This window comes from Synechococcus sp. KORDI-49, from assembly GCF_000737575.1.
Classification (GTDB): domain Bacteria; phylum Cyanobacteriota; class Cyanobacteriia; order PCC-6307; family Cyanobiaceae; genus Parasynechococcus.
The window spans coordinates 820,452-833,599 of the sequence record NZ_CP006270.1 but is presented as its reverse complement, the minus strand read 5'-3'; the positions used below and the strand labels follow the sequence as shown (position 1 = coordinate 833,599).

The 13,148-nt window shown below is 63.9% G+C and carries 13 protein-coding genes; 3 read left to right on the top strand and 10 right to left on the bottom strand.

Going from position 1 to position 13,148, the window contains the following annotated elements; genetic code table 11:
- Positions 1 to 7 precede the first annotated feature (7 nt).
- Positions 8 to 1,183, bottom strand: coding sequence for an efflux RND transporter periplasmic adaptor subunit (locus KR49_RS04525; RefSeq protein ID WP_043692135.1), 1,176 nt, complete (start codon positions 1,181 to 1,183; stop codon positions 8 to 10).
- Between the two features lie 52 nt (positions 1,184 to 1,235).
- On the opposite strand from KR49_RS04525, the gene ychF reads away from it, so the two are divergent.
- Together ychF and KR49_RS04515 are read left to right on the top strand one after the other, a co-directional pair.
- The gene (ychF, locus tag KR49_RS04520) at positions 1,236 to 2,327 is read left to right on the top strand and encodes a redox-regulated ATPase YchF (protein ID WP_043692132.1); all 1,092 of its coding nucleotides are present in this window, start codon (positions 1,236 to 1,238) and stop codon (positions 2,325 to 2,327) included.
- Positions 2,328 to 2,421: 94 nt separating this feature from the next.
- Positions 2,422 to 2,724: a hypothetical protein gene (locus KR49_RS04515; protein ID WP_043692124.1), complete on the top strand. Its 303-nt coding sequence runs from the start codon at positions 2,422 to 2,424 to the stop codon at positions 2,722 to 2,724.
- On the opposite strand, the gene KR49_RS04510 is transcribed toward KR49_RS04515, so the two are convergent.
- Entirely contained in the window at positions 2,659 to 3,846 is a 1,188-nt protein-coding gene (locus tag KR49_RS04510; RefSeq protein ID WP_253912820.1) for an MFS transporter, read from the bottom strand. The genes KR49_RS04515 and KR49_RS04510 overlap by 66 nt on opposite strands.
- Before the next feature lie 101 nt (positions 3,847 to 3,947).
- Here KR49_RS04510 and KR49_RS04505 point away from each other — a divergent pair, with 101 nt between their 5' ends.
- Entirely contained in the window at positions 3,948 to 5,552 is a 1,605-nt protein-coding gene (locus KR49_RS04505) for an alpha/beta hydrolase (protein ID WP_253912819.1), read from the top strand.
- On the opposite strand, the gene KR49_RS04500 is transcribed toward KR49_RS04505, so the two are convergent.
- From KR49_RS04500 to KR49_RS04460, 8 genes are all read right to left on the bottom strand, one after another.
- Positions 5,546 to 6,565 carry an ABC transporter permease gene (locus KR49_RS04500; protein WP_043692122.1) on the bottom strand — a complete coding sequence of 340 codons (1,020 nt, stop codon included), beginning with the start codon at positions 6,563 to 6,565 and terminating at the stop codon, positions 5,546 to 5,548. The genes KR49_RS04505 and KR49_RS04500 overlap by 7 nt on opposite strands.
- Positions 6,565 to 8,115 carry an ABC transporter substrate-binding protein gene (locus KR49_RS04495; protein ID WP_253912818.1) on the bottom strand — a complete coding sequence of 517 codons (1,551 nt, stop codon included), beginning with the start codon at positions 8,113 to 8,115 and terminating at the stop codon, positions 6,565 to 6,567. The genes KR49_RS04500 and KR49_RS04495 overlap by 1 nt, the downstream gene beginning before the upstream one ends.
- Before the next feature lie 102 nt (positions 8,116 to 8,217).
- The gene (locus tag KR49_RS04490; RefSeq protein WP_043692115.1) at positions 8,218 to 8,457 is read right to left on the bottom strand and encodes a hypothetical protein; all 240 of its coding nucleotides are present in this window, start codon (positions 8,455 to 8,457) and stop codon (positions 8,218 to 8,220) included.
- Between the two features lie 110 nt (positions 8,458 to 8,567).
- A complete protein-coding gene (locus KR49_RS04485; protein ID WP_043692106.1) occupies positions 8,568 to 9,884 on the bottom strand; it encodes a homoserine dehydrogenase in 1,317 nt (438 codons plus the stop codon).
- A 37-nt stretch (positions 9,885 to 9,921) separates the two neighbouring features.
- A complete protein-coding gene (locus KR49_RS04480; protein ID WP_043692104.1) occupies positions 9,922 to 10,365 on the bottom strand; it encodes a SufE family protein in 444 nt (147 codons plus the stop codon).
- A gap of 8 nt (positions 10,366 to 10,373) precedes the next feature.
- Complete coding sequence (locus KR49_RS04475) at positions 10,374 to 10,820, bottom strand: carboxypeptidase regulatory-like domain-containing protein (RefSeq protein ID WP_052378166.1); 447 nt, start codon at positions 10,818 to 10,820, stop codon at positions 10,374 to 10,376.
- Entirely contained in the window at positions 10,817 to 11,425 is a 609-nt protein-coding gene (locus KR49_RS04470) for a 5-formyltetrahydrofolate cyclo-ligase (protein ID WP_156957097.1), read from the bottom strand. The genes KR49_RS04475 and KR49_RS04470 overlap by 4 nt, the downstream gene beginning before the upstream one ends.
- A 1,489-nt stretch (positions 11,426 to 12,914) precedes the next feature.
- Positions 12,915 to 13,136: a hypothetical protein gene (locus KR49_RS04460; RefSeq protein WP_052378165.1), complete on the bottom strand. Its 222-nt coding sequence runs from the start codon at positions 13,134 to 13,136 to the stop codon at positions 12,915 to 12,917.
- Between the last annotated feature and the right edge of the window lie 12 nt (positions 13,137 to 13,148).

The following is a 13,148-nucleotide window of genomic DNA, read 5'->3' as shown; positions in this document are numbered from 1 at the left end:
ATCAGGGTCAGTTGCGCTCACGCTTCGCCCAGGGGGGCAGGTCGATGAACACGCGAGTGCCGGATGGCAGGCCATTCAAGATCGCCGTGCGATCGCCGCTGCTGCTGCCCAGCTCCACCGCCTGGAAACTGGGCTGCTGCTGTTCGCCCACCAGCAGCACGCCGGGTTTGCCGTTCTCCGTGACGATCGCAACGGTGGGAACGAGGGTTTTCGGTGCGCTGCGACCGGTCTGGAAATTGATATCGGCCGTCATGCCGATCCGCAGCCGCTCCGGAGGATCCTTCAGCTGCAGCTTCACCGTGAACGAGGTGACGTTGTCGCGTTTCTCGGCCCGTGGCGCGATTTCATTCACCGTCGCCTGAAAGCGTTCGTCAGGGAAGGCATCCACCCGGATCTCCGCCTGCTGCCCCAAGGCGATCCGTCCGATGTCGCTCTCCGGAACCTTGGCGGCCACCTCGCGTCCCTGGGACAGCTCGACGATCGAGGAGCTGGTGGCCCCTGCGTTGGCCGAGGCCGTGGTTGTCGGCGTCACGAAGGCGCCGGGTTCGGCGAAACGGGCGGTGATCGTGCCGCTGAAGGGGGCGCGGATCCGCAGTTCCCGGCCTTCTTCCTCCAGCTGCTGGATCCGTTCCCGTGCGGCGATGACGGCCGCCTGGCTGGCCAGCATCTGATTGCGCACGCGACTGAAGTCATCAGCGCTCACCACCTCCTGCTCATGGAGCTGGCGTCGCCGCTCGAATTCATCCCGTTTGCCGAGGAAGTTGGCTTCCGCCTGGCGCAGCAGCGCACGGCGTTCGTCGAGGCGGTCGCCGTAATCCCCCGGATCCATCAGCGCCACGACCTGGCCGGCCTCGACGACATCCCCCTCATCCACCATCAGCTCCTTGAGAAGCCCCTGTTTGCGGGGGCTGATGTTCACGCGGCGGTCGGCCTGCAGTTCGCCACTGGCGGTGATCACACCGGACAGGGAGCCGGTTTCGGCCAGCACGGTGTAGGGCGTCAGATCACGTTCCCGTGCGCTCCAGGGGGCGAATCGCAGCAGCGCCGTTCCGCTCGCCAGCAGGGCCAGCAGCAGGCCGAGCCCAAGAAGTCGGTTGCGCTGGAGGAAGGATCGCTGTGGAGGAGGGCTGTCCGGCACGGTTGGGGTGGGCTGAAGCGCAGGGCGCTGCTCGGTCTTCAGCATGGGCCAACAAAAGTTCACAACAGTCTCGCCGCTTGCCGGTAGATTCCGGCGCATGCTCAAAGCTGGAATTGTCGGGCTGCCCAACGTCGGCAAGTCCACCCTGTTCAATGCGCTTGTGGCCAACGCTCAGGCCCAGGCGGCGAACTTCCCTTTCTGCACGATCGAGCCCAACGTCGGCAGCGTCGCCGTGCCGGATGAACGCCTGGACCGGCTCACGGAGCTCAGCAGCAGTCTGAACACGATTCCCACCCGGATGGAGTTCGTCGACATCGCTGGCCTGGTGAAGGGTGCCAGTCAGGGTGAAGGCCTGGGCAACAAATTTCTCTCCAACATCCGCGAGGTCGACGCGATCGTTCACGTGATCCGTTGCTTCGAGGACGATGACGTCATTCACGTGTCCGGTTCCGTGGGACCGTCCCGTGACGCTGAGGTGATCAACCTGGAGCTGGGGCTTGCGGATCTCGCTCAGATCGAGAAGCGCCGCGAGCGACTCAAGAAGCAGGTTCGCACCAGCAAGGAGGCCCAGACCGAAGACGCCGCCCTCGAGCGCATCCAGTGCGTTCTTGAAGAAGGGGGTGCGGCGCGCAGCGTTGCGTTGACCGAGGAGGAGGCGCCTCTGATCAAGCCGCTCGGTCTGCTCACCGGCAAACCGATCATCTACGCCACCAACGTCAGCGAGGAGGATCTCGCTGGCGGCAACGCCTTCTGCACCGAGGTGATCGCACTGGCCGAAAAGGAGGGCGCGGAAACCGTGCGGATCTCCGCTCAGGTGGAGGCGGAACTGATCGAGCTCGGGGAGGAGGAACGGGCCGACTACCTCTCCGGACTGGGTGTCGAAGAAGGTGGATTGCAGAGTCTGATCCGGGCGACGTACCGCCTGCTGGGCCTGCGCACCTACTTCACCACCGGCGAGAAGGAGACCCGTGCCTGGACCTTCAAGGCCGGCATGACAGCGCCTCAGGCCGCCGGCGTCATCCACACGGATTTCGAGCGCGGCTTCATCCGGGCGCAGACCATCGGCTGGGAGAAGCTGCTGGAAGCCGGATCCCTGGTGGAAGCCAAGAGCAAGGGGTGGCTGCGCAGTGAAGGCAAGGAGTACGAGGTGGCGGAAGGGGATGTGATGGAGTTCCTCTTCAACGTCTGAATCACCGCTCGCCGAGCGTCCCGTCCGGTTCGGATCGGTGCCGGTCCGATGCATCGCGCACGTGTGACACTGGCGATCCTCCAGGGACTGCTCGATGCCACGCAGCCGGCTTCGTCAGACACTTCTGATGGGTTTCATGCTGCTGGCGGCGCCAGCGTCGATGGCCGCGATGTTCACGTTGCGCCCTGGAACCAGTCTGTATTCCAGGCCTGGCTTCCGGATGACCCATCGGCTGGATCTGCGCAGCGAGGAAATTGTGGTGGAAGGCCCGGCGATCGAGCAGAGCGAGCAGTTCTGCCTCTACCGCCTGCTGGACCGATCCGGACGACCGTCAGTCCCCGAGAAAGCCTGGGTTCCCTGTTACGCCATCGACCGTCTCTTCGAGAGCCCCCGATGAGTCGGTGAAGCGGGGTTGGATGCTGCGCACCACCGGAAGCATCAGCAGGCAGGCCGCTGCCGTGAGCAGCCAGAGCAGCAATCCATGCCCCTGACGGTCCAGGAGGGCACCTCCGATCAGAGGTGCCGCCATCGCACTGATGGCGAAACACTGGGAGAACAGTGCCATCGCCAGCCCCCGATGGCCGGGCGGCGTCTCCTCGATCACCGCCTCCGTGGCGGTGGGCAGAAAGGCAGCCTGTGCCAGGGCCATCGGCATCAGGGCCGCCAGAACGAAGTGGAGGCCGTGTTCGGAGAGGGAGGAGAGCGCCAGCAGCACCGAACCGACGCTGAAACCCGCCACACTGACGCTCAGGCCGAACATCACGCTGCGATCCGAAAGCCAGCGGCCGACTGGCCACTGCAGCACGACCAGAAGGCTGAGCTGCAGAGCGATCAGGCCGCCACTCTGGCTTTCGCTCAGACCGGGGCGCTGCAGGCCTCCCTTCACCAGATCCAGGGGCAGGGCACTCTGCTGAAGCGCCAGGATGCCTGTGGCGATCACGCTGACCGCCAGAACGGGCAGCAGTGGACCGAGCCAGCGCAGGCCGCTGGATCCGGCTTCCCGTTCGGTCGGTCTGGTGCTGTCCTTCCCGGGGCGAGCGCGGGAATCCTCGAGTGGATGGAGGCTGATCAGAATCAGCACAGCCGTCATGCACAGCGCTTCCACCCCGTAGACGAGGCGCAGCTGTCCCACCAGGGCGGCCACGGTGCCCAGCAGAGCGCCCAGGCCGATGCCGAGGGCATCAGCACTGCGGACCAGGGCATACCCCCGACCGGAGGGAACACTGCCGCAGCTCAGCGGTACAGCAAGTTCGATCGCCGGCCAGTAGAGCCCTGCCGCAGTGCCCAGCAGCAGCTGGCCGAGCAGGTATCCGCCGTAGGTGTCGGCCCGAAACAGGGTCAGATCAGCCAGCACCGCCAGCAGCGTGGTGGCGCGCACCGGCCATGAGCAGCGGAGACCCCGATCCAGCAGCGACCCACTGAGCAGGCGGACGGCCGTGCCGATCAGCGCGGAGACCGCAAGCCCGCTGCCGACCTGACTGGCGGAGAAATCGATGGCATGGAAGATCAACGGGGTCATGAAGATGACTCCGCCAGCCCCGATGGATGCGAGCAGCCTCAGCCGGGTGACATTTCGCAGGCCTGAAGGAAACTGGTTCCACCACCGCATGGGGTCAGGCGTTGCTGCGCGGACGCTTAACAGGGCGAAGACTCGCGATAGGACTTGTCGGCAGTCTGCTGCTCTCTCCCCTCGCACCGTGGCCCGTCCGGGCTGCTGAACGGCTCGAGGTGGTGATCGACGGCATCACGTTGCCGATCACCGTGGATGAGCTTCAGGGTCTGGCTGGCGCCGGCGCTGGCGAGCGATCCGAGCTCACGACCTGGTTGAGGCTGCTGGACCAGGACAGCCGGTCTGGGTTGATCCGTCTGTTGAACGCGCCGGTGCTGACCCGCAGGAGCCTGGGCCAGCAGCTTCTGCGCAGCTGGGCGGCCCAACCGCTGATCGATGCGCTCGGTGATCTGATCCAGGTCGACAGCGTCAAGGGCACGGAACGGATCAGCAGTGAGCGGATTCTCTCCACCATGGAGAAGCTGCTGACGGAGGCACCGCAGGTTTCGACCCTCGATCTGCTGGAGGCCCTGCCCGCCGAGCGTCTGAGGGTGAACCTCGATGCGTTGCTGCTGGCTGCAGGGCGCTGGAAAACTCAGGTGGAACGCCAGCAGCGGCTCACCAGTCATCTGTCCCGCCAGCCGGTCGAGGTGCTGGACCCGGTCGCATCAGGGGTGGAGCGCTCCAGGCCGGGACCTCGACGCATCCGGCTGTCGGTTCCCCATCGTGTCGAGGATCTGGAACTGCAGAGCTGGTCAGCGGTCCGCTCCGATCGTCGCCGGCCCTGGATCCTGGTGATGCCTGGGCTCGGAGGCGATCCGGATCATTTCCAATGGTTGGCCCGCGGGCTGGCATCAGCCGGGTGGTCTGTCGTGCTGATGGAGCATCCAGGCAGCGACTCCGCCGCCGTGCAGGCCTTGCTGGAAGGTCGCGAGCCGTTGGCGGGTGCAGAGGCTCTGCGTCAGCGGATGCAGGATCTCCAGGCTGTCCTGCTGGCCCAGCGCCGCGGCACCCTCGATGTGCCGGGGGATCGCGTGGTGCTGATCGGCCATTCCCTCGGAGCCTTCACGGCCTTGATGGCCACGGGTCGGGCACCGCAGCCAGGCCTGCCGCAGCGATGTCGGCAGGCTCTCGATGAACTGCCGCTCACCAACCTCTCCCTGCTGCTGCAGTGTGAGCTGGCCAAGGAGGGTGCTCTGGAGGCGCGGATCTCAGTTCCGGAGCTGGCAGCTGTGGTGGGTCTCAACAGTTTCGGCAGCCTGATCTGGCCCCCCGGCCCGTCGCGCCCCGCTTCGATCCCGGTGCTGCTGATGGGCGGCACGCTGGATCTGATCACCCCGCCGCTGGCCGAGCAGCTGAGGATGCTCGCCTCCTTCGGACAGCACCCCTTCAGTCGGGCGGTGATTGTGGAGGGGGGCAGTCATTTCTCCGCCATCCGGGTTGAGGGCCAGAGCAGCAGCGGCGACGGAGATGATCTGTTCCGTCTGGGCGAGGAGCTGGTGGGGGTCAATCCCCTGGCAGTTCAGGAGCTGCTGCGTCGCGAACTGATCGCGTTCCTCGAGCAGCTCGAGGGGCCCGCTGAGGCCACGGCTTCGCACCATTACCAGGAGGGTTCCGTTCGCTGGCACCGCTTCAGCAGCAGGGATGCCGCCGCGCTGGAGTCGGCGCTTCAGTAGCGGATCCGCGGGTCGAGAGCTGCCACCAGCAGGTCCACCGCCACACTCACCAGCACCACCAACGCGGCGATCACCACCACGATGCCCTGAACCACCGGGTAGTCCCGTTGGTTGATCGCTTCCTGCAGCCGCAGGGCGATGCCGGGCCATGAGAAGGTCACCTCGATCAGCAGCGCGCCACCGATCAGGGAGGCCACGGTGATGCCGGCGATGGTGAGCACCGGCAGCAGTGCATTGGGCAGCCCATGCCGCAGCACCACCCGGGATTCCATCAGTCCCCGGCTTCGGGCCGATTCGATGTAGTCGCTCCTCAGCGTGCGGCGCAGGTTCAGGCGCAGGGCTGTTGTGAACGTGCCGCTGAGCAGCAGGGCCAGGGTCCCCGCCGGAAGCAGCAGATGCCGGATGGTGCCGCGCAGCGCCATCCAGTCGGCCTGTCGGATGCTGTCCAGCAAATAGAAGCCGCTGCCCTCCGGGGGGAGGAGGCTGGGGGGGAAGCGTCCTCCCACCGGCAGCCAGCCCAGACTCACCGCGAACAGCAGCTGCACCAGCATCGCCACCCAGAAGGGGGGCAGGGCGTAGGTGCCCAGTCCGTAGAGCCGCCCGGCGAGATCGAGCTTGCCCTCAGGGCGTGCGATACCGCTAAACCCGACGCTCAGACCCACGATCGCTGCCACCAGCAGCGCGATCGAACTCAGCTCGAGGCTGGCCGGAAGTGTGCGCCCGATGATCGTGCTCACCGGTTCCTGGTTGATCAGGGCCTGGCCGAGATCGCCGTGCAGCAGGCCGTTGAGGTAGTCCAGATACTGCTGCAACAGGGATTGATCCAGGCCGAGCCGGGCCCGCATCGCCGCCTTCGCCGCTGCGGGAGCCCGACTGCCGAGCACCGCATCCACCGGATCTCCAGGGGCGAGTCGCAGCAGCAGGAACACCAGGCTGGCGATCAGCCAGAGCATCAGAGGTGCCAGCCCCAGCCGTGTGGCGCTGTAGGTGAGCAGTGCGCGGGCGCGTCCCATCAGCGAGTCCTCCGAAGCCGGTTCAGCCGCACGTGGCCGCTGCCGTCGAATTCGGGCACCGAGAGATCGGTCTGCCCCCAGGCGCGCGGTGATTCGAGCCAGACCGGGATGTAGGCCGCTCCAAGCGCGGACATGCGTTCGATGCGCTTCAGCTCAGCGTGACGGGCGGCACCCCTGAGCTCATCGCTGCTGCGCAGGGCCTCCTGCAGCCCGGAGGTGGACCAGAAGCTGCCGCTGATCGCTGCTTCGCCGTCGAGGCAGATCTCGCCTGATGGATTGCTGCAGCTGAGCAGCGGCGTCAGATAGGCCTCCGGATCGGGATACGTGCCGCGCCAGTCGAGCATCACGGCCTTGAAAGCACCTTCTCCGAGCTGGCGGTAGACGGTGGTGGATTCCACTCCATCCAGTTCCAGCACGAGGCAGTCGGACAGATCGCGCTTCACCTGCGCCTGCCAGGTGAGGGCCAGCAGCTTGTCTGCCGGCACATTGGATCGGAAGGTGAGTGGCACCTGCAGGAGCCTGCCGTCGCAGTACCCGGCGCTGCTGAGCAGGGCCCTGGCCTGCATGGGATCGTGCGCCGGCCAGATCGGGCCGCCTCCCCCGGCGAGGCTGGGAGGGACCAGGGCACGCAGGGGGCGACGCAGGCCGTAGCTCACCCGTGCACTCAGCTCCGTGCGGTTCAGACTCAGCGACAGGGCACGACGCAACCGCGGATCCTGCAGCGGCATGGCGTTGCTGAGCAGGGTGATGTAGCCGATCTCCATGGCCTGCCCCACCGCCTCATGCAGCTGTCCCGCCTCCGCCTTGCGGTGCAGCGCATACCTCTGGTCCTCATCGATGGAAGCAGAGAGCAGCACATCCACTTCACCGCTGCGCAGGGCGCCGTAGAGAGCAGTGGAGTTGCTCAGGGTGATCAGGTCGAGTCCGCTGTTGCGGGGGGCCTCTCCCCAGTAAGCCTCGAAGGGTTCCAGTCGCTGCTGGTGTTCGCTGAAGCTGCTCAGGCGGTACGGTCCGGTGCCGACGAACCGGTCCGTCAGGAAGCGATCGCGGTGGTCCCGGTAAGCCTGCGGCGAGACCGGGGTGAGGTTCACCGAGGTGAGCAGTCCTTCGAGGGATGTGGACGGGCGGCTCAGCCGCAGCCGCAGCCGGTCGGGGGCGGCCACCTCCACGGCGGCGATGCGGTCTCCGACGACATAGCTGAGGGTGCCGATGCGCAGGAAGCGCCGCAGGCTGAAGGCCATGGCGGCCGCATCGAAGCGGCTGCCGTCATGGAAGCGGACGTCGGTGCGCAACGGGATCGTGACGGTCGTTCCGTCGGCGCTGATCTCAGGAGATGCCGCTGCGAGACGGGGTTCCAGCTCGCCGTCTTCGGAGAGGCTGTAAAGAGGGTCGCCGAGGGCGCTCAACAGCTGGATCGTGTTGACGGTGCTGGCCTGAGCGGGATCCAGCGAACTGATCTTTCCCGCTGAAGCAACCGTCAATTGCTGGTCCGCGCGGCGGGGCTGGCAGGACAGCTGACTGAAGCAGACGCTGATCAGCGCGAACGCCATCACCAGTGGCTGGCGCCATGGCCGTTCTGCTGACATCCGCTCCGAAGCGCTCTCGCGGCTTATTCAACAGCGAAAGAACCCTGACGCCAATCAACGTTCCTCTCAGGCCGCGACCGGCTCGATCTGCTGCATGGAGATCTCGAACACCGGGGAGCCACCCTTCGCCTCGATCGGCCAGCGCCGCACCCAGCAGCGATTGTGTTCTCCGTCGACACCGATCACCTGGAAGGTGCCCTGATCACTGCGAAGGTTCACGCAGTCGCCCTGATGCACATCCATCGTCGGAGGGGGGTCCAGGAGGCTGCAGCCTGAAACACCGTTGGTCATGGTGACGTTCGTCATGAACGGGACCCAACACAGATCAGCAACTTCAAATCAGAGCTGTCGTGATTATTGACACTCTGGACCATCCAGCGCTGTTCCCGCCAGTCCGCCTTGGCTCGGTCAGGGCTTCAGAGACACCCGAGATGGGCGGCGAGTCCCGAAACGTCCGGCAGGGCGCGGATCGCCGCCAGGGCCTCGTCCATGCGCCGCTGGTCGACTTCGTGGGTGATCACGACGATTTCAGCTCCGGCAGAGGTGGCGTTGAACTGCACGATCGACTGGATCGAGATGTCGCGATCGCCGAAGCAGCCGCCGATACGTCCGATCACACCCGGAGCATCCTGTGTGTTGAAACGGACGTAGTGCCTCTGGCGGACATTCCCCGGGTCAACAAGGCTGCAAGTCCTCCAGCTGCCAGCCGCCAGCAGCGGATCCAGCCGGCCGTCACCACCACTGGCCTGGCGGATCCCGGCGATGTTGAGAATGTCGGCGACCACCGCCGATGCGGTCGGTCCTGCTCCGGCTCCCGGGCCGTAGAACATCACCTGCCCGATGGGATCGCCCTCGACCAGGATGGCGTTGTTGACGCCCTGAACGCCCGCCAGGGGATGGTGACTGGGCACCAGGGTCGGCTGCACCCTCAGTGACAGTGCCAGCACTTCTGCGCTGGCATCGGATGTCGCCATCCGTTCGGCCACCGCCAGCAGCTTCACGCCATAGCCCAGCTGGCGTGCGTAATCCACGTCTTCTCCCTGAAGCCGGCTGATGCCCTCGGTCGGGATGCTCTGGCGATCCACGCCTCCGCCGAAGGCGAGGGTCGAGAGAATGGCGATCTTGTCCGCCGCATCGAGACCGTCCACATCCGCTGCGGGGTCGGCTTCGGCGTAGCCGAGTCGCTGGGCTTCCGCCAGAACATCTTCATAGGCCGCGCCCTCATCGGCCATGCGGGTGAGGATGTAATTGGTGGTTCCGTTGATGATTCCGCTGACCCGGTTGATCCGGTTGCCACCGAGGGACTGCTTCAGCGGTTCGATGATCGGGATCCCCCCGCCGACGGCGGCTTCGATCAGCACGTACACACCTGCGGCTGCGGCGGCCTCTGCAATCTCTCCGCCGTGACGGGCGATCACCGCTTTGTTGGCGGTCACCACCGATTTGCCCGCTTTGATCGCCGCCAGGATCAGAGAGCGAGCCGGTTCGATCCCTCCGATCACCTCCACCACGACGTCCACGCGCGGATCATCGACCACGGTCTGAGGATCTGTGGTGAGTTGTTCGGGCGACAGATCGACCGGTCGGGGCCGCTCCAGATCACGCACGGCCACACGGATCAGCTCAAGATCAGCGACCAGAGGATGACGTTCCTGCGGGGACAGCAGGATTGAGGCGACCCCGCCACCCACCGTGCCGAGGCCTAGCAAGCCGACGCCGATCCGTGCACCCATTCCCGTCGATCCGCCCACTGAACGATCAAACCTGACTCTATGAATCAGCGGGGCCGCCGGAACTGTCCAGGGCGGCCGCCTGGGCCTGCATCATCCGAAGGATGTTCAGGAAGCCGTTGGCCCGGGAGGGGGTCAGGCTCGCCTGCAGTCCGGTGGCTTCGATGAAGCCGGGGTCGATGGCCTTGACCTGTGGTGGGGTCAGTCCATTCAGACCCTCGATCAGAAACGCCAGCAGTCCTTTGGTGATCAGCGCGTCGGAGTCTCCCTGCCAGCGCATCACACCCTGATCCAGTTCCCCCCGCACGAAGACCTGGGACACACATCCCCGCACCCGCAGGTTGTCGGTCTGCTGCTCCACAGGCAGTGGCGTCAGTTTCTTGGCCAGCCAGAGGACGTACTCATACCGACGTCGGGGATCCGCTGTTCCCCCGAGTCGTTCCACCATCCGGTCAAGAGCCTCACTGCCGGTGCTGGCGGCCATCGTTGCGATCAGTCACATCGACGTCGCACGCTAACCAGCAAACCGACGAGCATCAGCGTCAGGGGGGCCTGCACCACCTCATCCAGCCGGACACGTCCCTGCTGGACCGGAATGTCCAGATAGTCCCGGTGCCCGGGCCCGCCGTCCACCTGAAGGTCGTAGCGACCGTCCTCGATGGCCTGCAGATCAAGCCTCACCTGGCCATCGGCATCCGTGCGACCGAGTTCGACCCCAGGGGTGCCATCTGGATTGAGCAGACGCACGACGGCACCGCTGGCCGGCTCACCGTTCGAAAAACGCGTACTCAGTTCCAGATCGCCATCGAGATACTGCAGGGCCGACTCGATCTGGTGCGCCTGTCCTGGGGAGGCGATGCCTGCCGCGAGACACGCCGCTGAGAGAGTCAGGAAGGCGAGCAGGGGACGCATGGCAGCCGGGTAGCAGGTGACGCTCATGATGCGGTGGTCCCCTGGGGACGACCAGGTCCCTGCTCGCTGATCCAGCCATCGAAGGGGATGTCCCAGGGATCCCGTGGCAGTGGCGTGTCGGTGATGCAGGCCGACGACAGCACCGCCAGGGCGCGCACGGCCCGCCAGGGCGTCTGTTGCCGCAGCCGGTCGTAGTAACCGCCGCCGTAGCCGAGGCGGACTCCCTGGCGGTCGATGGCAAGGGCCGGCACCAGCAGGCAGGCCAGCTGCTCCGGCCGCAGAGTCCGGCCTTCCGCGGGAGCAGGGATGCCGCAGCCGTCAGGTTTCAGGATCTGAGCGTTCTCACTGTCCACGGCCCAGTGGCGGTAGACGAGCCCCCCCTGACCATCCGCCACCGGCAGCGCGACGGGCCCCTGCTGTCGCAGCGCACGCAGATCCACTTCATCCGCCAGCGGCCAGTAGATGCCGATCATCTGATCGCTGGACAGCGGCCGATGGGCGGCCTCCATGTCTGCTTCAACGGCGGCGCGAATGGCGGGGAAGAGGCAGGACTGCTCACGTCGCAGCTGCCGGAAGTGACGGCGAAGCTTCTGCTTGGTGGTGATCGCCGGAACCAGGCCTTCATCACGCATGTCGACCTAATGGTTGTGAGAGTTCTGGTGTTGTTCCGGGATTGTTGCGGTGAGGGATGCGACGAACGGAAGGTCAGGCAACGGGCTGTTCCTCGATCCAGGGGCCCTCAGCGTGGGTCTTCGGACTCCCGCAACGCATCATGAGCCGTGATTGATCAGGCGCTTGTCTCAATTCCTTGATGGCACGAACAAAATCGCACGAATCTGCCCTTCATCGTTGATTTTTGGTCTTGGAATGTGATGAACAGAAAGTAGCGATTCAACCTCGATCACTGGAGGTTGATTGAGCACTGAACTGCTGTGCCTGAAGATGAAGATCTCACTCTTTGAGGCAAGGAAGAGGTGGATGGAGAAGGGATGCAGCTCTGCAAGTCCCCTCCTCATCCGCTGGGAATTTATGATAATCAAGACGAGGGGTCAATCAAATGCATTCTTTTTGTATCCCCCCACATCACGCATGAGAATGGTTGTCATTTTTAGGTCATGCATGGAGGTCTTCCCGATGCACGGAGTGCCTGAACGCCGTTATCTGGACTGATCAAAAGGATGGGGATGGGGTGGCAGGCTGACCCTGTGGAGCTCTTCGGATGCGGGCTTCCATTGCACAAGATGTAGAGGATCAATTTGATTGCTTTCGAGGCATGCCCATATGTCATTGCCTATCAAGGTTGTCTTGGACCAGTTGTCACCCTGGCTGATCATCTGCTTCCGGTTGTCATCTTTCCAGTCTGTCCATTTCAGTTGTGAATAGGAGGGAATATGCTTATCAAGAATGACAATTGTGAACTCCACGGTGCAGTTGATAGCTCAATCGTGATTCTACAACAAATGGCTTCTTGCATTCACGTGTTCAAAGGCGGGGAAGTCGGTGATCTTCGGCGGAACGATCTGGATTCCGTTTTGTTGATGGAGGGGCTTCCACCAATGCTTTCAGCTTCGACATCCCTGGATGTTGGTTGTCCTCCGGTTGATCAAGGCCAAAAAATGCTTGTTGATCACTGCAGGTGCAAGGATGTCGTTAGAACAGATCAATAGTCCGTCTTAATTGTACAGATATTTAGCGAATGACCATAGTCAGCTGGACTCAATACCTGACCCAGCGATAAGACATGCGGCCTGTTTTCGATGCCTCGTTGATGGCGTTCTTGTAATGTTTGCGTTCGTATTTAATTTGAGTGTGAGTCTGCGGATCGACAGAAGTTTCGTAGCGAACGCCTCGATAGGTGCAGACAGGCATGTGAGCGGAAGTGTTGCACGCGCAACTATGCAGGCTTTTTTTTAGCTTTCAACGCGATCTGTATCGCCAGCGCCGCCATTTAAGGATTAATCCAGAATTATTGTGCTGGTTGCTACTGTTTTTTGCTTTTTTCGTAGCGGATTAGACCGTCAGTCAGCAGCTTTGTTAAGAGCTGTTCAAGAGGTTTCTCGGCATGGCTCCGATGGTCGGCCGAGCGTTCTGAGGGTTCAGATCGGACGCGTTCCAGCTGCCTCAGTTGATGCTGTGGAGTTGCGAGAGCAAGGTGGCTGCTCGTTGCCTGGACAGGCGACGCTTCACCAGCAGATCGCAGATCCAGTCGAACAGTGGTGGGGCATCCTCGACTGACGCCAGTCGCTGCTCAAGTTCCTTCAGCTGTGTGGCCTGTTTGCACCCACGTAAGGCGTCGATCAGGGTCTCTTCCGCTGGCTTCTCAAGCATTGGCAGCGCTTGCATGGTTATGGACTT

Coding starts and splice junctions, on each gene's coding strand:
- KR49_RS04485 (WP_043692106.1), bottom strand. CDS start 9,884: ATGGGTGCACGGATCGGCGTCGGCTTGCTAGGCCTCGGCACGGTGGGT.
- KR49_RS04480 (WP_043692104.1), bottom strand. CDS start 10,365: ATGGCCGCCAGCACCGGCAGTGAGGCTCTTGACCGGATGGTGGAACGA.
- KR49_RS04515 (WP_043692124.1), top strand. CDS start 2,422: ATGCCACGCAGCCGGCTTCGTCAGACACTTCTGATGGGTTTCATGCTG.
- ychF (WP_043692132.1), top strand. CDS start 1,236: ATGCTCAAAGCTGGAATTGTCGGGCTGCCCAACGTCGGCAAGTCCACC.
- KR49_RS04475 (WP_052378166.1), bottom strand. CDS start 10,820: ATGAGCGTCACCTGCTACCCGGCTGCCATGCGTCCCCTGCTCGCCTTC.
- KR49_RS04470 (WP_156957097.1), bottom strand. CDS start 11,425: ATGCGTGATGAAGGCCTGGTTCCGGCGATCACCACCAAGCAGAAGCTT.
- KR49_RS04460 (WP_052378165.1), bottom strand. CDS start 13,136: ATGCAAGCGCTGCCAATGCTTGAGAAGCCAGCGGAAGAGACCCTGATC.
- KR49_RS04510 (WP_253912820.1), bottom strand. CDS start 3,846: ATGACCCCGTTGATCTTCCATGCCATCGATTTCTCCGCCAGTCAGGTC.
- KR49_RS04490 (WP_043692115.1), bottom strand. CDS start 8,457: ATGACGAACGTCACCATGACCAACGGTGTTTCAGGCTGCAGCCTCCTG.
- KR49_RS04495 (WP_253912818.1), bottom strand. CDS start 8,115: ATGGCGTTCGCGCTGATCAGCGTCTGCTTCAGTCAGCTGTCCTGCCAG.
- KR49_RS04525 (WP_043692135.1), bottom strand. CDS start 1,183: ATGCTGAAGACCGAGCAGCGCCCTGCGCTTCAGCCCACCCCAACCGTG.
- KR49_RS04500 (WP_043692122.1), bottom strand. CDS start 6,565: ATGGGACGCGCCCGCGCACTGCTCACCTACAGCGCCACACGGCTGGGG.